This window comes from Spirosoma aerophilum (assembly GCF_054782495.1).
Genome location: NZ_BAAGSJ010000004.1, coordinates 352428 through 374068, shown reverse-complemented (window position 1 = coordinate 374068; position 21641 = coordinate 352428). Strand labels below are relative to the sequence as shown.

The following is a 21641-nucleotide window of genomic DNA, read 5'->3' as shown; positions in this document are numbered from 1 at the left end:
ATTATGCCGGGAATGAACCGTTCACGCTAAAAAAACTCAACGTATGAATGCGAAAAGCATCTTAGGCATTATCCTGACACTGGCCGGTTTGATCGGCCTTATCTACGGCGGTATCGACTTTACCAAAGGGGGCGTTTCTCAGGCGTCCTTCGTGTATGTGATTCTGGGCGGCATTTTCTTCTTTGCCGGCATTGGGCTGGTGCGCAGCACCCGAGTGTAAGTTAGTGGAGTAGTTGATTAGTGTAGTGGTACCGGGAGCGGCCTAGGAATTAACCACTGCACTAATCAATCACAACACCCGTCAACGGCTCCACCACATCACAATTCCATCAATTAATTACGTCAGATACACCCCCATCCGTGCTTCATCACTGAGCACAACGTCGACGTGTTCGGTGAGGGTGGTGCTCAGTTCGTACCCTTTATAATCGGCCGCCACGGGATAGCGTGGGTGATTGCGGTCGATCAGGACGGCTACTTGTAGTTTTCGAACCGGAACGCTCAGGAAAGGCTGTAGACTGAATACCAGTGTTCGCCCGGTATACAAGACGTCGTCGACAACAATTACAACCGTATCGGTATAGACTGCTGCGGGTTGATCGGCCTCTACCGCGGGTTGGGCAGACTGCGTTTTGTCGAGGTTCAGTTGAAGCAGTTTGACCGAGAAGGGAGCTATTGTCTGCAATTCTTCTGCCAAAGCCTGTGCCAGCACATAGCCTTCTCCCGCAATACCCGCGAGTAGCAGGGTAGACTCTTCAAAATTATTTTCGTAGATCTGAAAAGCGATACGCCTGATTTTCTGGCGTATCTGTTCCGCATTCAAAATAAGCGTCGGCTGGCCGGTATTCATGTAAATGGACAAATAGAATAAGACTGTAAAGATGGGGAAAAAGGCTTTAGGTAAGGAAATATAGCCAATGGTATTTAGTTGGCATCATTTTCGCCTTTAGAGGAGGAAAGAGACATTTGCTTTATCCAGCTATGAATATATTAGTTAGTCTTATCTTTAGTATATGGGCATGGGGCCTGCCGGGGACATCGCCCGACATAACACAAACAGTGGGTACCTCCTTGCGGAGTGGTGATGCCAGCCAGTTATCGGCGCGGTTTGCCAAAACGATAGAACTGGTCATCGATACGGAAAAGGTGGAGTTTCAGGCGGTGCAGGCCACACATGCCGAATTAATTCTGCGTACGTTCTTTCGTAAATATCCTCCTCATAGCTTTCAGTTTGTGTATCGGGGTGCGTCAGATAAACTGCGCTACAGCACCGGCACTTACGAGACCGGCGGACAGGTCTTCTCCGTCTACGTGCTCATGCGCCAGACGAGCGACCATCAATACGCCATCAACGCCCTGCACTTTCGAAAAGAATAAAGAAAGATGTATGATGTAGGATGTATTGCTTTCGTAGCCAGATACATCCTATATCCTACATCCTATATCATACATCTTTATCTTATCTTTGCACTTTCATGTAGAGGTGTTATGATTGTTAAGACTAAAAAGTACGCGTTAGATCAAAAAACGTATATCAATATTGCCCTGCGGCAGTGGGTGAAAGATAACTGGAAATGGGGGTTTGTGCCGCTGGCATTAATTTTCCTCAACGTCGTTCTGAACCTGACGAACGTTTATCCGAATTACTGGATTTATATTGTCGTGGTGCTGCTCACGATTTTATACGTTCTTTTCTGGGCCGTTCAGATTACCGGTATCGCCCAGATGGAACAAAGTAAAGCGCTGTTTCAGAAGTACGTTTATGAAATAGACAGCCGACAGATCCTGATGCGGATCAACGCCAAGGAAGGTGGTATTCTGAAATGGACCCAGATCGATAGCGTCATCAAAGACAAGGACGCGTATATCCTGTTTCTCGATAATGCCGAAGCCATGTCGAACGTGAAGGCCAGTTGGATCGCCAAAACCGTTACCAAAGGGTTGTCGAAAGCCCAGTTTCTGTATCTGCCCTTCTCTATTTTTACCAGCGATAACGACCTGCGTTTTACCGACGCTCTGCTGAAGCGCAAAGGCCTGTTGCCCGGCAGCGTTCCCGCCGAACCGGTCAAGTAAGATACCTTTTCAATAAACGGTTCGCCGTTGCCATGGTTCGCCGTTGCAATGGCGAACCGTTCCGTTTTTGTACACACTAACAAAACGCTCATGACTGTCCGTCAAGTTCTGCTTCAGGTTGCCTTTTTACTGGTAGTTATTCCCGCTTTGTCTCAAACCCCTAAAAATGTGTCGCTCGACGACGTGTGGGGGCGCAACCAGGGCGTTTTTAACCAGCGTACCGTTCAGGCCGTTAACTGGATGAAAACGGGCGGCTTCTATACAACGCTCGACGGAGGAAAGATCAGCAAATTTATCATTACCACCGGAGCCCCTGTCGAAACGCTCTTCGATGCCCAACAGACGAAGGTTGCCGGGACGGGGAAGCAGGTGAATGTGGAAGGGTATCAACTGTCGGCCGATGAACGAAAGCTGCTTATTACTACCGAAGAAGAACCCATTTACCGGCGGTCGAGTAAGGCCGATTACTACGTCTATGATCTGACAACGAAACAGTTGGCGGCTTTGAGTAAGGGTGGCAAGCAGCAGTACGCGACGTTTTCACCCGATGGCAAACGCGTAGCCTTTATGCGCGATAACAATCTGTTCGTGGTCGATCTGGCAACGCAAAAGGAAACTAAACTCACCACCGACGGTAAGCTGAATGCCATCATCAACGGTGGCGCCGACTGGGTGTACGAAGAGGAGTTCAGCATGGCGCGGGCGTTCGAATGGTCGCCGGATAGCAAGCGGCTGGCCTGGATTCGGTTCGATGAAAGCCGGGTGCCCGAGTACGACATGCAGCTATGGGGAAAGCTCTATCCGGTAGAGTATCGGTTTAAATACCCTAAAGCGGGGGAGGCCAACTCGCTGGTATCGGTCTGGATAGCCGATGTGCAGACCGGCAAAAAGGTGCTGGTGCAAACGGGCGCGGAAAAGGACATATACCTGCCCCGCATTCAGTGGACGAAAAACGCGAACCTGCTCTCGATTCGGCGGCTGAACCGGCTCCAGAATAAACTCGATCTGCTGCACGTTAACGCCACCACCGGGCAGGCGGCAACGGTATTGAGCGAAACAAGTCCGACCTATGTCGATCTGGAATTTACCGACGATCTGACGTATCTGAACGAGGGTAAGTCGTTCATCTGGAGCAGCGAGCGCAGTGGCTACAAGCACTTGTATCTGTACGATATGAGCGGCAAGCTCATTCGCCCCGTTACGTCGGGTGCGTATGAAGTTTCTACCGTATCGGGCGTTGATGAGAAGACGGGCACGATTTTCTTTACGTCTACCGAAGCGTCGCCCCTCGAACGGCACCTATACCGCATTGGCCTTGATGGCCAGAACAAGCAAAAACTAACCAGTCAGGCGGGTACGTATACGGCTAACTTCAGCCCCGATTTCGGCTACTATCTGCTGTATCATACCTCCGCAAAATCGCCCGTAACGGTTAGCCTTCGGGATACAAAGTCAACGACAGACCAGCGCGTGCTGGAATCGAACGATGCCCTGAAAAGCCGGTTGGCGGGCTATACCATCCAGCCCAAAAAGTTTTTTCAAACCAAAGCTGCCGATGGAACACCCCTGAACGGCTGGATGATCCGGCCCGCCGGATTCGATAGTTCGGGAACGAAGAAGTATCCGGTTCTGATGTTCGTGTATGGCGGGCCGGGTTCGCAAACCGTTAAAGACGACTGGGACAGCCGTGATTTCTTCTGGTACCAGACATTGGTGCAGAAGGGCTACATCATTGTGTCTGTCGATGGTCGGGGCACGGGAGCACGGGGTACGGCCTTTCGCATGAGTACGTACGCCCAGCTCGGCAAGCTGGAAACGGAAGATCAGATTGCCGTTGCTCAAAATTTGAAAACAGTGCCGTTTGTCGATCCCGCCCGCGTGGGTATCTGGGGCTGGAGTTATGGCGGCTACATGTCCGCATTGTGCATGACCCTCGGGGCTGATGTGTTCAAGGCGGGTATATCGGTGGCCCCCGTTACGAACTGGCGGTTCTACGACACCGTGTATACCGAACGCTACCTCAAACGCCCGCAGGAAAATGAATCGGGCTATGATGATAATTCGCCCGTTACGCATGCCGCTAAACTACGCGGTCCTTTCCTGCTCATCCACGGCACCGGCGACGATAACGTTCATTTTCAGAATTCCATCGCCTTCGAAGATGCCCTCATTGCCGCCGGCAAGCAGTTCCAGTCTTTCTATTACCCCAACCGAAACCACGGCATTTACGGGGGCAACACACGACTCCACCTCTACCAGATGATGACCAATTTTGTGGAGAAGAATCTGTAGAAGTGGATTTAGAATTGCTTTGCCAGAAGCTACCCCACCCCAACCCCTCCCCTAAAAAAAAGGGGAGGGGCTTAGGAACGACATATTGTTTGGAGATGGGGGAATTACCCAATTACCTGAGTCCGCAGTTAGCAATAATGGGGAATCTATACCTAACACTATACTGCGTATGCTGTTTAAGCCTGTCACTTCGGGCCGAGAGGACACATGCCGAGGATGCGGTAACCTAAAAAAGGTATGTAGTTGGACGCTGCCGGGCTAAATGGCGACGTATCCTTTATAGCCCCTCCCCTTTTTTCAAGGGGAGGGGTTGGGGTGGGGTCATCTACCACTTAGCCGGGTCCACAACCGGCAGTGGGTAATCGGTACCTAATACGACACCATACTGCTCCTGCTGTTCGGGGCTCAGGGTCGAAATCTGATGCACCTGATCGGCGGGGACCTGCGCCAGTTCGGGAAGCCAGTGTTTTACGTAGCTGCCGGGCTCGTCGTAGCGCATAGCCTGGCTCAGTGTATTGAAATAACGCGGCTGTCCGTTGCTGAACTGGCGTGGATCGTTGCCTACCCCCGCCACATAATTCCAGTTGCCCCAGTTGCTGCACGGGTCATAGTCGACCAGTTGGCTTTCGAAGTAAGCCGCTCCCCATGTCCAGTCGAGGCCGAGGTCGCTGACCAGAAAGCTGGCTACGTTTTGTCGGCCCCGGTTGCTCATGAATCCGGTGGCGTTCATTTCGCGCATGTTGGCGTCGATAAACGGGATGCCGGTTTTACCTTCCGCCCAACGCCGAAACAGCGTTTCGTCCTGTTTGAATTTGCGCTTGAGATCGTGCTTGATACCGCTGCTCTTGAAAATGCGGGTGCCGAACCGGAGGGCAACGAACCGGAAGAAATCGCGCCACATCAGCTCAAAAATCAGCCAGTACGTCGACTCATTCCGGACCCGTTCGTTTTCGTAGCGGGTAATTTCTTCATACACCATCCGGGGCGACAGGCATCCGGTGGCCAGCCAGGCCGAGAACTTGGTCGAATAATCCTCGCCAAGGAGTCCGTTGCGGGTTTCTTTATAGGTGGCAATGCTGTCGGTTTGCCACAGGTATCGGTTAAGCCGTTCCAGCGCCACGCGTTCGCCCCCGTCAAAGGACACCGCCCGGCGTGAATCCGGTTGGTCGACCTGTTGTTGGGCTTCGCTATCGAAGCCAAGTGTCGTTAGTGTGGGCATATCGCCGGGCAACACATCGGGTACGAGCAAAACCGCGTCGGGCGTTGGGAACGTTGGCCGGATGCTGGTGCTTTTCTCGATCTGATGCCGATACTGCGTGAACACGTCGGGCAGCCGCGAGATGGTAAACGGTAAATCCCGAACATGGTACAGCGTGCTCATCCAGAAGAACTTGATATCGATATTGAGCGGTTTGAGTTTGTTGCTCAATTTCGATTCGGTGTCGGTTTCTTCCTGCGTAATTTCTTTGCTCGTATAGATAGCCGACGCCCCGATTTCGCGGGCGAGTTCGGCCAGCACATCGGCGGGTTTACCAACGCGTATGATCAGGTTGGCCCCTCTGTTTTGAAGAGACTGGCGAAGGTCGGCTACACTTTCCAGCAGGAAACTGGCCCGGAATACCGACGTTCTGGGAAAGCCCAGCCGGGGATGCTGCGTAAACCAGCGTGGGTCGAACACGAATACGGGCAGCACCTTATCGGCGTCGTTAAGCGCGCTGACAAACCCCTCGTTATCGTGCAGGCGAAGGTCATTACGGAACCAGTACAGGATGCGATTCATTCCAGAACAGAAAACGGTTGTCTGTTATAAATGAATGAGCAGGTATGCTTGGTTCACCAACGGCTAAAAATAAAGAACTAAACCATAAATTACCCCGAAGGGGTTGACTGTGGCTAACCGGGAGCGTAGCCCCCGGACTCGGCGGGCTGGTCACCCTCCCAACCCCGAAGGGGTTGACTGTGGATATCCGATGGTGTAGCCCCCGGACTCGGAGTGTCTGACCTCCTGTCCTAACCCCGGAGGGGTTGACTATTGCTGGATGGGTCACCTCTGAGGAGATGCCATCATCCGGGCTACCATCTGAGGGCTGCCATCCGAGGGCTGCACCCCCGGTTATCCATAGTCAACCCCCTTCGGGGTTGGGAGGGTGAGCGGACCACTTCTATCCGAGGGCTGCACCCCCGGTTAGCCACAGTCAACCCCTATCGGGGTTGGGAGGGTGAGCTGACCACTTCTATCCGAGGGCTATACCCCCGGTTATTCATAGTCAACCCCTATCGGGGTTGGGGGCTTATTTTGTGGTAATGGAAACCGTTTTATTAGGTTTATCAACGTCCATCCGGACAATTTTGGCGGCTGGAACAGCCGAAAATTCTATCGCTGTGACTGGCTTTCCATCAACAAGAAAAACGTCTATATCCTTGAAAGCAGATTCATTTGAGAATGATGCTCCATCTTCAAATTGAAAATTAATGGGCAGGTTATACTTTACATTGACAACCTCGCCATTCTGCCGGGCCGGTTTCCAGTTGGGCATGTTTTTTACTACCCGAACCGCTTCCTCATCAGTACCGTAGCCAATACCTTTCAGGATTTGTACATCGGTAACTTCACCCGTTTTTGTGACAATGAAACTAACAAATACCCGTCCATGAACATTCGCCTTTTGTGCGGCTTCGGGGTATTTCAGATTCTTATCCATATAGGTAATAAGGCCCGGTATACCGCCCGGAAACTCCGGTGTCTGTTCAACAACGGTAAAGATTTCGCCGTCTACTTTAACGGGTTTGCGAGCCGGAATGCTGGCGGTGGTGAGGGCGGTTTGATCCTGTTCCTGCTGCGTACACATGGTGAGCAGGGCGGCCAGTGGCAGAACGAGGACGTAACGGAGCAGGGCCCGGCGGTTTGTTTGGGGTTTTTGTAACATAACGATGCGTTGTTTAAGGGTTGATTTCGAAACAAAAGGGGTGGTTAATGCGGCCGATGGAACATTGAGCGCATAGGCCACTAACTGGTGGGCGTAGGTAGGTTGAGCGGAAAGCTGTTGGTGTTGGCGAGAGTCGGTCGAAAGCTGACGGACAGCCGACTGATCGGCCAGAAATTCGTGGACTTCCTGCAAGGCACGTTTGTAGAACACTAGCACCGGGTTGAACCAGAAAAGGGCCTGAACAACTTCTATGGTCAGTACATCGACGGTGTGCCGCTGCCGAATGTGTGCTTCTTCATGGCGAATCAGCGCTTCCGGTGGGGTATGGGCATCGGCGTGATTAAGTACCAGATACCGGCCGAACGAGAAGGAGGGTACAAGGTCTTCCGATGTTGAGGTGTTGGGGAGTTTAACCAGCGTATAGGTTGTCCTCCGGTCAAGTGTGCCGCGTTTGATCAACGCATATACGGAGCGCAGATTCAGCATGAATCGCACGAGCATAGCGCCAACCCCAAGTCCATAGACCAGCCAAACCCATTCAGTCAGGGTCAACCCGCTGGTAGGGGCAAGCTGTGGCTGACCGACCACAAACATGGGCAGCGTAATGACGCCTACGGCCTCCGTGGCCCCACCCGGTAGTTCCATTACCGGTAATACGAGAGACAGCCCGATCGACAGGAGCAGATAAGCCCGGTTCAGACCGAAAAACGTAGTGCGTCGAAGGAGCAGTTCATAGCAGCCATAGAACAGCAGCAGGTACAGGCTGGCGATCAGGAGATAAGGAAGTTCGTTCATAACGTTTTGTTTTTGAGGTGAATGATCACAATACCTTTGCTGGCTATATCGCCGTAGAGGTCTTTATACTTCGCAATATTTTTGGCGTCTTTTAACACCTCGATCGACTCAATCGTATTGGCGTCGACATCGCCGATGCGCGCCACTTTCTTCGTTCCATTCACCAGCACCAGGTCGGCTTTACCACCGGAGCCGTGGTTTACGGGCACCGTAACCGTGTAATGACCCGGTGGCGAGTAGTGTGCTGAACTGGCTTTGTCTGGTTCCACAGGCGAGGCACGACGTTTAGCCGGTTGTTTTTTAACCGAGTCTAATGGCGTAGTAGCCGAAGCTTTCCAGCTGGTAGTGGCAACGGGTTGGATGGCTAAAACAGCTACTAAAATCCCTGCAACAAGTGCATCAATGTGGTTCATGCAACGGGGGGTTATTTCTTTTTGGTAGTGATAATGATAACGCCATTTTTACCTTTTTCGCCGTAAGGGACTGCTGATGAGCCTTTTAATACAGACACATCGTGAATGTTATCAGGACTGAGTTTACTCAAGTCTTCCTTCGGTGTCTCAATACCATCAAGTATATACAGTGGGTCGCCGATGCTGAATCCATTACTTCGAACATGGATGGACGTTTGCGGTTGAATAGAGTCCGGCAGGGGCATTGCATAGCGATTTTTACGGCCAGCCGACATGTCATTGAGGAAGGCAAGTTGCCCGTTTTTGTTATTATCCTGAACAGCTTCTGCAGATTGCCTTGAATCGAGTTTCTGGCCTGGCGCAACCTGCCCCGTTCGCTTGTCGTCACTTCTTTTTTCGAGTGAAAATTGAATAGGGAGATTATACATAACCGACACGTCCTTACCGTGTTGCTTACCGGGAATCCAGTTCGGCATTTGACTCACTACCCGGATGGCTTCTTCGTCGCAGCCACCGCCAATGCCCTTCAGAAGGCGTAGTTCCCGAATATCACCGGTTCTGTCGACAACGAATTTAACATAAACCCGACCTTGAATTTTATTTTGTTGGGCTTCAGTAGGGTAGCGTAAGTTGCGGGTCAGGTACTGATACAGAGCCCGTACACCACCGGGAAATTCGGGGACCTGTTCAACAACGGTGAATACTTCCTTATCGGCTTTGGTGGACTGATTTGATTCAACAGGTACTGTTTGTTTTTGAGGTGCTGGCTCCGCAGTTGGTTCATAAGCAACTACATGTACCTCATTCAAATCCTTCGATTCAAGAGCAAGACTAACGCTCAGGGTTTTGCGTCCACCAACAGGAACAACTTGAGTGGTAAAACCAATAAAACTGAATGCTAACGATGCATTTTTAGGGACATTGGTTAATGTAAATTCACCCTTCGCATTCGTCGTTGTTCCTTTTCTTGTATTCACAATGACGATGGAGACCCCTGGCAATGGCTTCCCATCTGCCAGGCTTGTTACTTTCCCCTTCATAGTAATGGTCTCGTCCTGAGTTAGTTGATCCACGGCGTTAGATAATTCCTGCCGGGCGGTAGTCATGGCCAGCAGGCCGAACGCCAGGGGCAGTACCAGTACGTATTTGCCTAATGCCCAGCGATTGGTGGCTTTCTGATGCAGCATAATAATACGTTGTTTTAAGAGTGAAGGCGTAAAGAAGCTGTTCGTGAGCACGTCCGCATTCTGCAACGCGGGTGATGTGCCGAAGGAGTAAGCAACCAGAAATCGGGCGTATTCGGTGGGTTGGCTGGCGGGTTGATCGGCCAGAAATTCGTGAACCTGACGGAGCATTCGCTCGATGAGCAACAACACTGGACACGCCCAGAAAACAGCCTGTAGAATGCCCAGTCCCAGCACATCGGCGCTGTGTTGCTGGCGTACATGCACCAGCTCATGCCGTAAAATCAGCTCATTCCGGGTGTCGGCAGGATTGAGGATGATGTAGTTGAAAAACGAGAAAGTAGGTAGGGTCTCATCATTCGGCAGTACCCGTATGTAGTCGCTCTCCAGTTGCCGGGGCGATTGATGAATCAACCGAAGCAGTCGCCCAGTCCGTATACTCAGGCGTGCCAGTAATGCCAGCGCGATGAACCCATACGCCCAGAGGCCAAGCTGCTCCCAGGCGGGGCCGGGTTCAGTTACCGGTACTTCGGCAGTTGACACAGTCGCTATGGGCAGCGCCATAACGCCCACCGGAATGGCGGGGAGTGTTTCGACGGTTTCGGCGGGGAGCGTGATCAGGGGCAGGGTCAGCGACAGAACGACCGACGTCAGCAAATACGTCCGATTCAAACTGAAAAACGTATGTCGGCGCAGGAGCAGCCAGTAACAGCCGACAAACAGCAGACCGTAGAGGTTCGCTTTGAGGAGGTAGTCGAGGACGTTCATTGGTCTTTCTGTTTGTTTAGGAGCTTAATGATCTCGTCGGCTTCACTCAGGCTGATATTTTTGTCCTGTACGAAAAACGACACCAGTTTTTTGAGTGAATTATCGAAGTAGTTTGCCATCAACTGATCAGTCTGAAAACGGCGATATTCTTCCTCCGAAATCAGGGGGTAGTATTCGTGCGTTTTTCCGTAGGCCCGGTAGCCAACCAGTTCTTTCTTTTCCAGAATGCGGATAATCGTGGAAACCGTATTATAGGCTGGCTTCGGCTCCGGCAGTTCAGCTAGAACGTCTTTGACAAAGCCTTTTTGAAGCTGCCATAGCACCCGCATGATTTCTTCTTCGGCTTTGGTGAGATCGCGTATCGGCATGGTAGACAGTGTTTTATTGATTACAAACGAAAGGTATGACTAATGGTTTAGTTTTACAACTAATTTATTAGTTAATTTTTTGAAGAAATAAAAAATGCCCTTTCTGACGTCAGAAAGGGCAGGTTGATTAACGGCTGGCGCGAGTATTTACTCGTGCCGTTTATTTAGCAAGCCGGTCCGGCGTTCCGGTTTGCTTGTGTCAGTGAATACTGTCTTTATGAAACGGCACGAGTAAATACTCGCGCCAGCCGTCAATCATTTAAACAAGGGCGCGTGAATCTTCTTCAGCGTTTCGATGGGTATTTTGATGACTTCGCGGTCGTAGGTGAGCAGGCCGTTTACTTCCCCTTCTACATCCGTCGTTTGCGTGTACACAGCCGCCGACAGGGCCTGTTTCTGGTAATACTCCACAATTTTGGCGTACTTCTTCTGGTAGGCTTTTAATACCTCGTCGGCCGATTGGTAGGTCTGGTACCCCCAGTTACGCATCTCCGGATTCCAGAGGTGACCCTGTACCGGCCAGCCAATGCCGCCAAACTCACCGATCACAACAACCCGGTCTGTTTTGGGCGCTGGTGCGTTGGGTTCTGGCTCGTAGGTATGAATGTCGTAGAAATCGCCCGCGCTAAGGTCGTTCCAGCCGCTGCTGGCGTTAACGGTTCGGCTGGGGTCGAGGGCTTTTACCCAATCGGCAAGCCGTTTGTTGTCGTATTGTCCCCAGCCTTCGTTATGCACCACCCAGGTAACAATGCTGGGGTGATTGTGCAGGCGGTTCATCATCCGGCGCAGCTCCAGTTCAAACTGCTCTTTCCCCTTCGACCGGCGAATCGGCTCCGACTGGTCACCGGGCGCTTCGTTCTGGCCTTCCAGAAAGCCTGACGGCATGTCCTGCCAAACCAGCATACCCATCTTGTCGCACAGGTAATAATAGCGGTCAGGTTCCACCTTGATGTGTTTACGGAGCATGTTGAAGCCCGACTTTTTCAGGAAGTCGATCTCAAACGCCATGGCTTCGTCGGAGGGGGGCGTCAGTAAACTACCGGGCCACCAGCCCTGATCGAGCGGGCCGTTTTGAAATACAAATTTGTTGTTCAGCAACAACACGGGCTGGTTGGCAACAGGCGTAGCGACGCCCGGCCCACGACCCGTCGCAATTTTCCGCATGGCGAAATAACCCGTAACCACATCGAGCGGGCTTCCCGTTACGGTAGCCCCAGCGAACGCCTTGTTGAGCGCATCATCCTGGCGCGGGCGTTTGTTCCGGGGTGTATCGCCGAAGGGATCCGTTACGGTAACTAACTCTGCTTTCAGATCATACAGAAACGGGCTGTCGGGCGACCAGAGTTTGGGGTTTCTGATGGCCAGATACCCTGTTCGGCCGGCCCGGACCAGCGTTGTCGCCACCGTTCGGTTTCCGTCCAGCGCCGTCAACCGAATGGCCGTGGTGTAATTGTTGGCCGGTTTATCGAGCAGCACATCGACCCGGACCCTTGCCGAATCAAGCTCGGGCGTTAGCTTTACTTCTTCGATGTACGCCTGTTTCGGCACGGGTTCCATCCAGACCGTTTGCCAGATGCCTGACACGGGTGTGTACCAGATGCCGTTTGGATTCATCAACTGTTTCCCGCGCGGCTGCTCGCCTGATGAGGTCGGATCCGTTACGCCCAGCACCAGTTGGTTCTGGCCATCTTTCAGGTAGTCGGTAATGTCGAAGCTAAACGCATCGGAACCGCCCGTGTGCGAGCCAACCAGACCGCCATTGACCCAAAGGTTACACTCATAATCTACCGCGCCGAAGTGCAGCAGCACCCGTTGCCCGGCCCAGTCGGCGGGCAGGCTAACCGTTCGGCGGTACCACAGACGCTGGTCGGCGTTGAGTGATTTGTTAACTTTCGACACCGTCGATTCGACACTGAAGGGCACCAGAATCTGTCCCGAAAAATCGGTTGGCTGCGGGGCCGTTTTGGCTGTTATGGTATAGTCCCACATCCCGTTCAGATTCTGCCACTGCTTCCGGACCAGCTGCGGACGCGGGTATTCCCGCCAGGCATTCTCCGGCGTCAGCTGCTTCTCCCACCGGCTCATGATAGGAGCCGTACGGGGGGCATTTTGAGTGGGTGGTGCTTGCGAGTAGGTAAGCGTTGACGCCAAAAGGAGGCCCAATGGCGTGAATAAGAATTGATCGAATCGCATGAATATTGGAAAGGTTTAGGGTTCGTTTTGCCACTGGCACCAGTCAACCACCCCCAACCCCCTCCTAAAACAGGAGGGGGCTTTGCAGAAAGGTAGTCCATTTTAGAGCCCCCTCCTGTTTTAGGAGGGGGTTGGGGGTGGTAAACTTACTTAGTCAGCTTCCCCTCCAGCATTTTAATATAATACCCACCTATGACCGAGCGGGCCTGAAAGCCGACCTGTTTGGCATTGGTCGTCTCATGCCAGTCGGAGAGGGGTACCCGCGTAGGGGTTTCGTTCACGTATTTCCAGACGGGCTTGATGAAAGCTTCGAAGTCGCGGTCCGACTTGGCAAGGGTGGCTGTCCACACGATCCAGTCCGATTTGGTATAGGTTTTACGGCTGTCCAGCGGCAGGCCGTAGGGCTTTTGCTTGGTCAGGTAGTAGGCGATCTCGGTTTGGGCAACCTCTTTTGGGAAAATATTCAGGTCCAGCAACTTATCCCAGACGAGGTTATATTTCTGGCTCCAGGTATCGCCCGGATTCTCGAACGTCAGGTCATAGTGGGGCTTCTGGTCGGCGGTTTTGTCTTGGGCAAGCTGTTGCCATTTGACGGCCATATCCCGGGCGGTTTGCAGATAGCTTTGTGCGGTGGCTTTGTCGCCCAGTTGAGCGGCCATTTTACCATAGGCGGCAATGCCCAGAATAGCTTTGACCGATAGGTTGGCGTTGCGGGCAATGTGACCGGCGAAGTCATCCGTACAAAGCTGGTTAGCGGGGTCAAAACCGTCTTTTTTGAGGTATTCGACCCAGGTCGTCAGCGTTTTCCAGTGCTGTTTGGCATAGTCTGCGTTCTTTTCCGCTCCGGTAATGGCACCGGCCAGTATAAGCATATTGCCGCTCTCTTCCACGGGCATATCCTCGCCGTAGGTCTGGCCGTTGGCTTGCGGATACGTCCCTACATCATGGGCCGCAAACGGTTTCTTCCATCGGCCACTCTCCGAGTATTGGAAAATTGGCTCCATCATGCCCTTCAACAGGGTTGGGTTGTAGAGCAGGAACAGCGGAGCCGAGGGGTAAGTGATATCTACGGTACCAATGGACCCATTGGAGAAGTTCTCTTTCGACAGGAAAAGCGTTTCGCCCTTTGGCCCGGCCACAATTTTATGGGCAGCAATAGCCTGCCGATAGGCCAGCACGCACAGGTCAGCGTAGTTTTTACCACCCGCCCGTTTCGCATCGGACTGGAGCCGTTCGTCGAATTTGTTGCATTTTTCCCGCAGTCGGCTGTAGTCTTTTTCGGCCGTTTGCAGCAGCGAGATCATGTTCGTTTTTTCATCCCGACGCCACCACGGGCGTAAGTTCTGCTTGAAATACTGCACCGAATACAGGTCGTCATAGCCCAGCATAATGTGTTTTTCAACGGCCTTCGTTACGCTCCCGAAATCGAGAATGCTGGCCACCGCCACATCGGCTGCCGCGCGTGGTTTGTTGCCCGGTACGGCGGCTTTGTTATCGGTAGGAAGCTGGCCATTCATCAGGAAAGCCTCTTTGAGGCCGGGGGCCATGCCGTTGCCCGTCTGGTTGCCGCTTTCCTGCGGAGCCGCCAGATACGCGTACCCCCAGTCGATGCGTACATTGTCGCCTTTTTTCATCAGAACGGGCTGGGCTTCGGTGCCCACCGTTTGGTAGATCAGGCCGGGTGCCTGCCCTGCTTTCATGACCACTTCCTGACCGATGGTATTGGTCGCCATCGTGCCCGACTCACTCAGGTAAACCTGCACCGAATGCGATTTGCGATCCTGCGAGCGTGCTTCGAACGTGACATATGTGATCGGGCGGGCGGCTACCTCCAGCTCATCCAGTAAGAGGGGCGACATGAAATTGACCGTCAGATCGACCGGTCCTGCCGTGAAGGTGTATTTGGTTTGAGTAGCTGATACGGTTACCCCCGTTTGAGTGGCTGTAACGATCGAGGAGGTAGTGACCGGGTTAACGATCCCTACATCGATATACGAACCGCCCCGGGGGCTTACGCAATGCACGGCCAGTACGTTTTTACCTTTACGAATGGCTTTCTGCCCGGCATCGGAAAGGGGAAGGTAAATGTATTCGTTGATGTAGTCGGGTTTGTCGAGGATTTTGGTACCGTTCAGATAAATGACCACGTCATCGTCGTGATTGATCGACATCAGCAATTTCGTCGGATCGGCTTTACCGTCGTACGTAAATTCCCGTCGGTAGTAAATCCCGTCTTTCATCGGAGCGGAATCACTGTTGGTCCATTTTGTTTTGGCCTCGGGTGTATCGCCAAACGGGCCTTGCCCCGATTGCCAGCCACGGGCATTAAAATCGACCTTTTCCCAGCCGGGAGCCGGTTTTTTGAAGGTATACTGAGCTGGGTAGGGTTTTATTTCGCCGGTAGGGGCAATTGGCTCATAGGTGGTGGGTACCGCCCCCAAAAACTGATAGGCTTTACCGTCCACCCGGATAATACCTTCCAGCGATTGAGGTTTGCCGGTCCAGTGCCGCGTGGGCGAATCGGTTAATTTATCCGTCATGCTCCAGACGCTAAAATAAGGGTCGTGCGTGATGAGTGGGTAAGCCGGTGGACGCAGATCCTGAGCATAAAGCCGCTCGGAAACTAGGGAAAAAAGAAGCGTAATTGAAAGGAAAAGGACTGAGTTTTTTTGCATTGTGACTAGGTTGTTTGCGGGTGTACCAAAACCATCCACAACATAAGCTATAAGCCGGTTAACCTTTACTTATTAAGCAGAATAATTTGGCTCTGCCGGGCCACTGCCCGTCTGGACTGCTTTTCGCGATGATGTCCGCATCACTAGTTTAGGCTGGCTGATATCAGTGTCGCAGACTAATGCTTATCCCTATTTCCCCGAACGGCACATGCTGTATTAAAATGACTGGAACACCTTGCGGAGGAAGCCTGGTAGCTCATGTTGCAACCGATTGTATATTATGGGTGTAAATAAAGACCGTATGAGGTGGCGTCAGCTATTGTTGAGGGATTTATAACCTTCATTTTTGTTGAAAATAGTATATATGTTATTTCTAATTAAATTATTCTTTTAGTAATATTTTGCAATCGGTTGCAAATGTGAAAATTATGAAAGACTTTTATCGGTAGGGCTGGCAACAGGTCTTTCCAGTGCTTATGAAGGGTAGATGAACCGCTTACGTGCCTTATTTTACCTAACTCCTAAACCCTTAATTTTAACAAGTTCAATGAAACAGGTAATCGTAATGACCGCTGTGTTGTTACTGTCCGGCTTGGCGTCGGTATCGGTTGCGCAGCAGATCTCGAAGGAAGAGCTAATTTTTCTGACGCCCGAATGGAAAGGCGAGCGCTTTCCCGACGGACGTCCGAAAGTGCCCGATGCCATTATCAAACGCATGAAGCTGGTAACCCATGAAGAAGCCTGGGCTGTGATGAAAGGCGAAAATTACCGTTATCAATATGCGGGCGACTGGCAAACCATCAACCCCGATAGTGTTTTGGTAGGACGCGCCCTGACGGCAACGTTTATGCCCGGCCGGCCGGATGTACACCGGGTAACGGACGACAAAGGTCATACGAAAGATGGGCGGGTGAAATCGCAGAATGCCTGGCCAATCGACATGCTCGTAAAAGGGGATGTCTATGTCGTAGACCAATACGGCATGCACGAAGACGGGCCAACCATTGGGGACAATCTGGGCAACTCGATCTATGCCAAAACGGGCAACGGCATTGTTTACGAAGGGGCTCTTCGCGATGTGGCCGGCCTGAAAGAGATCGGCGGCTTTACGTCGTATTTTCGAAGCTATCACCCCTCGCACCACAACCCCGAAGGTAATCTGAACACCACACTGGTCGGCATCAACCGCCCCACACGCATTGGCAAAGTCATGGTGATGCCCGGTGATATCGTATTGGGTCGCGATGGCGGTGTGGCGTTTATTCCGCCCCATCTGGCCGAGAAGGTAGTGAAAACATCGGAGATTATCCGGTTGCGGGATATGTTCGGTCACCTGCGGTTGCGGGAGCAGAAATACACGCCGGGACAGATCGACTCGCGCTGGTCGGATGCGATCGAGAAGGATTTTTCGCAGTGGCTCAACGCCCACGTCAGCGAACTGCCCGTACCCAAAGAACAAATTCAGGAGTATTTAAAGACTCGTACCTGGTAGTTTGCTGTACCAGATAGCAAGATGCTGTTTGGTACAGTGTACACACAACCCTTTTCCTTTCCTTAAACATGACAACATCCCGTCGTTCTTTCTTAACCAAGGGCGCCATTGCGAGTGCATTAGCGGCTACCTCCTTATCCACCTTCGGCGAGGGGCTGGAAACGGCCGTTCATAACGCCCCTCTTTCCTCGGCACCTTCCGATCTGAAAATTACGGATATTAAATGCGGCTATATCCGCAATGGGCACAGCTTATTTGTGAAAATTCACACCAACCAGGGCATCTGGGGCTGTGGCGAAGGCGTTGATGCCACCCCCGGAACCTATCACCTGGTGAAGATGATGGGCGAACGCATCAAAGGCAAAAGTCCGCTCAACGTCAATCGCTTGTTCGAAGATGTTCGAAAAGCCGGTTTTTTTGAAGGCGCTCAGGCGGGCATGTATGTATCGGTGCTGTCGGCTATTGAAACCGCCTTGTGGGATCTGACCGGCAAAGCACTCGGCATGCCTGTGTACCAGCTGCTGGGCGGGAAGTTCCGGGATAAGATCCGGGTTTACTGCGATACCGGAGCGTATCGGGAAACCGACACCAGCGCCGAAGCCTTCGGGAAAAGTGCAAAAAAAGCGGTCGATATGGGCTTTACGGCGGTGAAATATGACATCGACGAGCGGAACGACCCGAATAAATACGACGCCTACAACTGGACCGCCAGCCAGGGTGAACTGGAGCGGATGTACAACCAGATTGCCGGTGTTCGAAAAGCCGTTGGTCCGAAAATCGACATCTGTGTGGATATGCACGGAAAGTATGATGTACCAACAGGCCGGCGCGTGGCCAAGATGATGGAGCCGCTGAACCTGCTGTTTCTGGAGGAACCCATCCCTGCCGAAAACCCCGAAGCTTACAAACAAATTCGCGAAGCATCAAACACGCCGATCTGTGCAGGCGAGAACCATTACCTGGCGCACGGATTCCGCAAACTGCTCGAAATTGGGGCCGTTGACATCATCATGCCCGATTTGCAAAAAGCAGGTGGCCTGGGCGAAGCGCAGCGGATTGCCAACCTGGCTAACCTGTACTACGTGCCCTTTGCTCCGCACATGGTCGCGTCGTACCTAGGTGCCATGGCATCGAGCCACGTGTGTGCATCGGTACCGAACTTCCTGATTCTTGAATGGCAGATCTACTTCCACGAAGAGCCGATGTTCAAGGAAATCGTCACCTTCGATGGACCAATGATCGAGAAAGGATTTATCCCGCTCTCCAACAAACCCGGTATCGGTGTGGAGATCAACGAGGAAGGCATGCGGAAATACGCCCCGAAAGACGTGCCTTTCTTTGTGTAGACCGTGTCACGCGGCTGGAACACCGGCCGCGTGACGAACACATCCAGTCAATAGTGTGGATAAGTCGGTGTTTGACCCCTAAAAGCTGTGGATAACTTTTTCGAATGTGGATAATCCTGAACATACGTAATCCGGTGGAAATGTAAGGTACCCCACTGGTCGACCGATGTCAACAATCCCCTTATACAGTAATAAAACGGGCCAACCGTGTTTTAGAGTAGTCTGACCGACACTCATCTTAATCGTACGCGTTACCTTGACAACAAAACCCACGCCCGCTGCCGCCGATAGTCTGAGGCCAACCGGTGGTACCTTACCCACCTCCAGCAATTATCGATGGATCATTGTTGGGTTGCTCTTTTTTGCAACGACCATCAACTACCTCGACCGGCAGGTCATGAGTCTGCTGAAGCCGGTTTTAGAAAAGGAGTTTAACTGGAGTGAAACCGATTACGGCGACCTTGTCACCATCTTCACGTTTTTCTATGGCGCATCAACGTTACTGGCCGGGTACATCATTGACCGGGTTGGAACGAAACTGGGCTATATCGGTGCCATTGTGGTCTGGAGTTTAGCCGCTATGGGCCATGCGCTGGCGGGTGGTACGGCCGGATTTATGGTTGCCCGGGCGCTGCTGGGTATTGGCGAAGCCGGTAACTTCCCCGCTTCCATCAAGACCGTAGCCGAGTGGTTTCCGCAGAAAGAACGGGCGCTGGCCGTGGGCATCTTCAACTCCGGTGCCAACATCGGGGCGGTGGTTGCACCAGCCATTGTGCCTCCGCTGGCTCTTATGCTGGGCTGGCAAATGACCTTTATCATTACAGGGGCGCTGGGTTTCCTCTGGATTATAGCCTGGTGGTTTTACTATGAGGTACCCGCCCGGCATAAGCGCGTCAGCGCGGCTGAGCTAGCCCATATCACCTCCGACCCCGTTGAACCATCCGTTGCCGGCGATGCGGCCGCCACGGATCTGCTGGCGAATAAAACAGAAGCCAGCTATCCGATTTTTTCTAATAAAGCGATCTGGGGATTCATGAGCGGCAAACTGCTGACGGACCCTATCTGGTGGTTTTTCCTGTTCTGGCTCCCTTCGTACCTGTCGAATATCTACCACCTGGATTTGAAAAAGCTGGGCGCTCCGCTAATCGTCATTTATCTCGCGGCTACTATTGGCAGCGTTGGTGGTGGCTGGCTGTCGTCCAGGTTAATTGAGAAAGGCTGGCACCCCACTCGGGCGCGGCAGTGGGCTATGGCTTTGTTTGCGATCTGTATAACACCCGTCATGGCCATCAGTCAGATGAACAGCATGTGGCCCGTAATTGGAATTTTATCTCTGGCCGTGGCCGCTCACCAGGCCTGGTCGGCCAACATCTTTACCGTTGCCGCCGACCAGTTTCCCAAGCGCGTATTGAGTCGGGTGGTTGGGCTCGGCACGATGGCCGGTACGATGGGCGGTGCCGTATTTCCGCTGATGGTCGGTCGTATTCTCGACCATTACAAAGCGTTGGGGAGCCTGTCGGAAGGGTATTATATTATTTTTTACATCGCCGGTTTCGCGTACCTGGTGGCCTGGACGATGTTGTACATTTTTGTGTTCAGCCGGGTGAAAGCGAAGTAAAAAGTACCATATTATGGATATTTGCCGGTAGTTATGGGCCATGTCGAGCGGATCGACTGGCCCATTTTTCTGACATTTGCGGAGTGGGAGTTGTACCAGATACGTACCTACGGGCCGGGCCGCGTTCGGCTTCAGCCCGTATTGGCATTAACATAATAATACGGGCTGAAGCCGAACGCGGCCCGGCCCGTAGGTACGCCTGTTTCTGTGGTGCAGTAATACAATCATAATAAGCAATAGCGTACGAATGGGAATGTTACAAACAATGCGCTGGTTTGGCCCGAATGATCCGGTTTCTTTGATGGACATTCGGCAGGCTGGTTGCTCAGGGGTCGTGACGGCCTTACACCAGATTGCGGTAGGCGATGTGTGGACCGTCGACGCCATCAACGAACGAAAACAACGGGTTGAAGCCGATAATGACCGGTATTCGCCCTTGCAGTGGGCCGTCGTCGAGAGCTTGCCGGTACACGAAGACATCAAGAAGGGGAGGGCCACCCGTGTCGGGTATATCGAGAATTACAAACAATCGATCCGAAATCTGGCCACCTGTGGTATCAAAACGGTTTGCTACAACTTCATGCCGGTGCTGGACTGGTCGCGAACAAACCTTAGTTACGAAATGCCCGACGGCTCACGGGCGCTTCGGTTTGTGTGGGAAGACTTTGCTGTCTTCGACCTGTGGATTCTCAAACGTCCCGGCGCTGATGTCGACTACGAACCTGAAATCATTGAATCGTCGCGGCAGAGGTTCCGCCAGATGACGCCCGAACACATCGCTGAGTTATCCAACATTGTCCTGCTGGGCTTACCCGGTTCCGAAGAAGCGTTCTCCCTCGATACCTTTCAGGGGCTACTGAACGAATACGCCACCATTGGTGATGCCGAACTTCGACAAAACCTGTATTACTTCATCCAGCAGGTGGCTCCCGTGGCGCAGGAGGTGGGCGTCAACCTGTGCATCCACCCCGACGATCCACCAAGACCCTTGCTGGGGCTACCACGCGTAGTCAGTACTGAAGCCGACCTGGCGCAGCTAATGGCGGCCAGCGACGTGACGGCCAACGGCATTACGTTCTGCACCGGTTCGCTGGGTATTCGCCCCGATAACGACTTGCCTGCCATGATTCGGCGGTTTGGCGAGCGGATTCATTTTATTCACCTGCGGACCACCAAACGCGAAGATGACGGAACGTCCGCCCGGCCACGCAATTTCCACGAAGCGGACCATCTGGCAGGTGATGTGGATATGTATGCCGTGGTGAAAGAAATCGTGCTGGAACAGAAACGGCGCGCGCAGCAGGGCATGGGCGAGACGTCTATCCCCATGCGCCCCGACCACGGCCATCAGATGCTCGACGATTTACATAAAAAGACGTATCCCGGCTATTCGGCCATCGGTCGGTTGAGGGGACTGGCTGAAATAAGGGGATTGGAAATGGGTATTGAACGGAGTTTATAGGGAACGGTGCAGGTTCGTGCTGAGCTGGCGCGAGT

Annotated in this window: 17 protein-coding genes; 9 read left to right on the top strand and 8 right to left on the bottom strand. The window is 52.6% G+C overall.

Features of this window, described 5'->3' with window-relative positions; all coding sequences use genetic code 11:
• Positions 1–43 precede the first annotated feature (43 nt).
• Entirely contained in the window at positions 44–220 is a 177-nt protein-coding gene (locus ACYVK4_RS03310; protein ID WP_012930624.1) for a hypothetical protein, read from the top strand.
• A gap of 117 nt (positions 221–337) precedes the next feature.
• Here ACYVK4_RS03310 and ACYVK4_RS03305 read toward each other — a convergent pair whose 3' ends face one another.
• A complete protein-coding gene (locus ACYVK4_RS03305; RefSeq protein WP_461126062.1) occupies positions 338–850 on the bottom strand; it encodes a phosphoribosyltransferase family protein in 513 nt (170 codons plus the stop codon).
• Between the two features lie 131 nt (positions 851–981).
• Here ACYVK4_RS03305 and ACYVK4_RS03300 point away from each other — a divergent pair, with 131 nt between their 5' ends.
• The 3 genes from ACYVK4_RS03300 (at position 982) to ACYVK4_RS03290 (ending at position 4365) form a co-directional block, all read left to right on the top strand.
• Positions 982–1377, top strand: coding sequence for a DUF4783 domain-containing protein (locus tag ACYVK4_RS03300; RefSeq protein WP_461126061.1), 396 nt, complete (start codon positions 982–984; stop codon positions 1375–1377).
• A 111-nt stretch (positions 1378–1488) separates the two neighbouring features.
• Entirely contained in the window at positions 1489–2073 is a 585-nt protein-coding gene (locus ACYVK4_RS03295) for a YcxB family protein (RefSeq protein WP_461126060.1), read from the top strand.
• Between the two features lie 90 nt (positions 2074–2163).
• Positions 2164–4365, top strand: coding sequence for a S9 family peptidase (locus ACYVK4_RS03290; protein WP_461126059.1), 2202 nt, complete (start codon positions 2164–2166; stop codon positions 4363–4365).
• A gap of 325 nt (positions 4366–4690) precedes the next feature.
• On the opposite strand, the gene ACYVK4_RS03285 is transcribed toward ACYVK4_RS03290, so the two are convergent.
• The 7 genes from ACYVK4_RS03285 to ACYVK4_RS03255 all read right to left on the bottom strand — a co-directional run bounded on the left by ACYVK4_RS03285 (position 4691) and on the right by ACYVK4_RS03255 (position 15688).
• The gene (locus ACYVK4_RS03285; RefSeq protein WP_461126058.1) at positions 4691–6145 is read right to left on the bottom strand and encodes a DASH family cryptochrome; all 1455 of its coding nucleotides are present in this window, start codon (positions 6143–6145) and stop codon (positions 4691–4693) included.
• A gap of 511 nt (positions 6146–6656) precedes the next feature.
• Positions 6657–8087, bottom strand: coding sequence for a M56 family metallopeptidase (locus ACYVK4_RS03280; protein ID WP_461126057.1), 1431 nt, complete (start codon positions 8085–8087; stop codon positions 6657–6659).
• Positions 8084–8500: a hypothetical protein gene (locus tag ACYVK4_RS03275; protein ID WP_461126056.1), complete on the bottom strand. Its 417-nt coding sequence runs from the start codon at positions 8498–8500 to the stop codon at positions 8084–8086. The genes ACYVK4_RS03280 and ACYVK4_RS03275 overlap by 4 nt, the downstream gene beginning before the upstream one ends.
• Positions 8501–8511: 11 nt before the next feature.
• Entirely contained in the window at positions 8512–10452 is a 1941-nt protein-coding gene (locus tag ACYVK4_RS03270; RefSeq protein ID WP_461126055.1) for a TonB family protein, read from the bottom strand.
• On the bottom strand, positions 10449–10820 hold the full coding sequence (locus ACYVK4_RS03265) for a BlaI/MecI/CopY family transcriptional regulator (RefSeq protein WP_461126054.1): 372 nt from the start codon (positions 10818–10820) through the stop codon (positions 10449–10451). The genes ACYVK4_RS03270 and ACYVK4_RS03265 overlap by 4 nt, the downstream gene beginning before the upstream one ends.
• Before the next feature lie 255 nt (positions 10821–11075).
• On the bottom strand, positions 11076–13013 hold the full coding sequence (locus tag ACYVK4_RS03260; RefSeq protein ID WP_461126053.1) for a glycoside hydrolase family 2 protein: 1938 nt from the start codon (positions 13011–13013) through the stop codon (positions 11076–11078).
• A gap of 146 nt (positions 13014–13159) precedes the next feature.
• Positions 13160–15688 (bottom strand): glutaminase family protein, encoded by a 2529-nt coding sequence (locus tag ACYVK4_RS03255; RefSeq protein ID WP_461126052.1) that lies wholly within the window; start codon positions 15686–15688, stop codon positions 13160–13162.
• 547 nt (positions 15689–16235) lie between these two features.
• On the opposite strand from ACYVK4_RS03255, the gene ACYVK4_RS03250 reads away from it, so the two are divergent.
• The 5 genes from ACYVK4_RS03250 (at position 16236) to uxuA (ending at position 21606) form a co-directional block, all read left to right on the top strand.
• Positions 16236–17180, top strand: coding sequence for an RraA family protein (locus tag ACYVK4_RS03250; protein ID WP_461126051.1), 945 nt, complete (start codon positions 16236–16238; stop codon positions 17178–17180).
• A gap of 68 nt (positions 17181–17248) precedes the next feature.
• The gene (locus ACYVK4_RS03245) at positions 17249–18526 is read left to right on the top strand and encodes a mandelate racemase/muconate lactonizing enzyme family protein (RefSeq protein ID WP_461126050.1); all 1278 of its coding nucleotides are present in this window, start codon (positions 17249–17251) and stop codon (positions 18524–18526) included.
• Between the two features lie 292 nt (positions 18527–18818).
• Positions 18819–20144, top strand: coding sequence for an MFS transporter (locus tag ACYVK4_RS03240; protein ID WP_461126653.1), 1326 nt, complete (start codon positions 18819–18821; stop codon positions 20142–20144).
• Between the two features lie 33 nt (positions 20145–20177).
• Entirely contained in the window at positions 20178–20300 is a 123-nt protein-coding gene (locus tag ACYVK4_RS03235; RefSeq protein WP_461126049.1) for a hypothetical protein, read from the top strand.
• Between the two features lie 91 nt (positions 20301–20391).
• A complete protein-coding gene (uxuA, locus tag ACYVK4_RS03230) occupies positions 20392–21606 on the top strand; it encodes a mannonate dehydratase (RefSeq protein WP_461126048.1) in 1215 nt (404 codons plus the stop codon).
• Positions 21607–21641 lie beyond the last annotated feature (35 nt).

Bases quoted from the DNA above. Each gene is read 5' to 3' on its own strand.
- ACYVK4_RS03235 (WP_461126049.1), top strand. From the start codon at position 20,178: ATGGGCCATGTCGAGCGGATCGACTGGCCCATTTTTCTGACATTTGCG.
- ACYVK4_RS03300 (WP_461126061.1), top strand. From the start codon at position 982: ATGAATATATTAGTTAGTCTTATCTTTAGTATATGGGCATGGGGCCTG.
- ACYVK4_RS03310 (WP_012930624.1), top strand. From the start codon at position 44: ATGAATGCGAAAAGCATCTTAGGCATTATCCTGACACTGGCCGGTTTG.
- ACYVK4_RS03260 (WP_461126053.1), bottom strand. From the start codon at position 13,013: ATGCGATTCGATCAATTCTTATTCACGCCATTGGGCCTCCTTTTGGCG.
- ACYVK4_RS03295 (WP_461126060.1), top strand. From the start codon at position 1,489: ATGATTGTTAAGACTAAAAAGTACGCGTTAGATCAAAAAACGTATATC.
- ACYVK4_RS03305 (WP_461126062.1), bottom strand. From the start codon at position 850: ATGAATACCGGCCAGCCGACGCTTATTTTGAATGCGGAACAGATACGC.
- ACYVK4_RS03255 (WP_461126052.1), bottom strand. From the start codon at position 15,688: ATGCAAAAAAACTCAGTCCTTTTCCTTTCAATTACGCTTCTTTTTTCC.
- ACYVK4_RS03270 (WP_461126055.1), bottom strand. From the start codon at position 10,452: ATGAACGTCCTCGACTACCTCCTCAAAGCGAACCTCTACGGTCTGCTG.
- ACYVK4_RS03285 (WP_461126058.1), bottom strand. From the start codon at position 6,145: ATGAATCGCATCCTGTACTGGTTCCGTAATGACCTTCGCCTGCACGAT.
- uxuA (WP_461126048.1), top strand. From the start codon at position 20,392: ATGGGAATGTTACAAACAATGCGCTGGTTTGGCCCGAATGATCCGGTT.
- ACYVK4_RS03250 (WP_461126051.1), top strand. From the start codon at position 16,236: ATGAAACAGGTAATCGTAATGACCGCTGTGTTGTTACTGTCCGGCTTG.
- ACYVK4_RS03290 (WP_461126059.1), top strand. From the start codon at position 2,164: ATGACTGTCCGTCAAGTTCTGCTTCAGGTTGCCTTTTTACTGGTAGTT.
- ACYVK4_RS03245 (WP_461126050.1), top strand. From the start codon at position 17,249: ATGACAACATCCCGTCGTTCTTTCTTAACCAAGGGCGCCATTGCGAGT.
- ACYVK4_RS03280 (WP_461126057.1), bottom strand. From the start codon at position 8,087: ATGAACGAACTTCCTTATCTCCTGATCGCCAGCCTGTACCTGCTGCTG.
- ACYVK4_RS03265 (WP_461126054.1), bottom strand. From the start codon at position 10,820: ATGCCGATACGCGATCTCACCAAAGCCGAAGAAGAAATCATGCGGGTG.
- ACYVK4_RS03275 (WP_461126056.1), bottom strand. From the start codon at position 8,500: ATGAACCACATTGATGCACTTGTTGCAGGGATTTTAGTAGCTGTTTTA.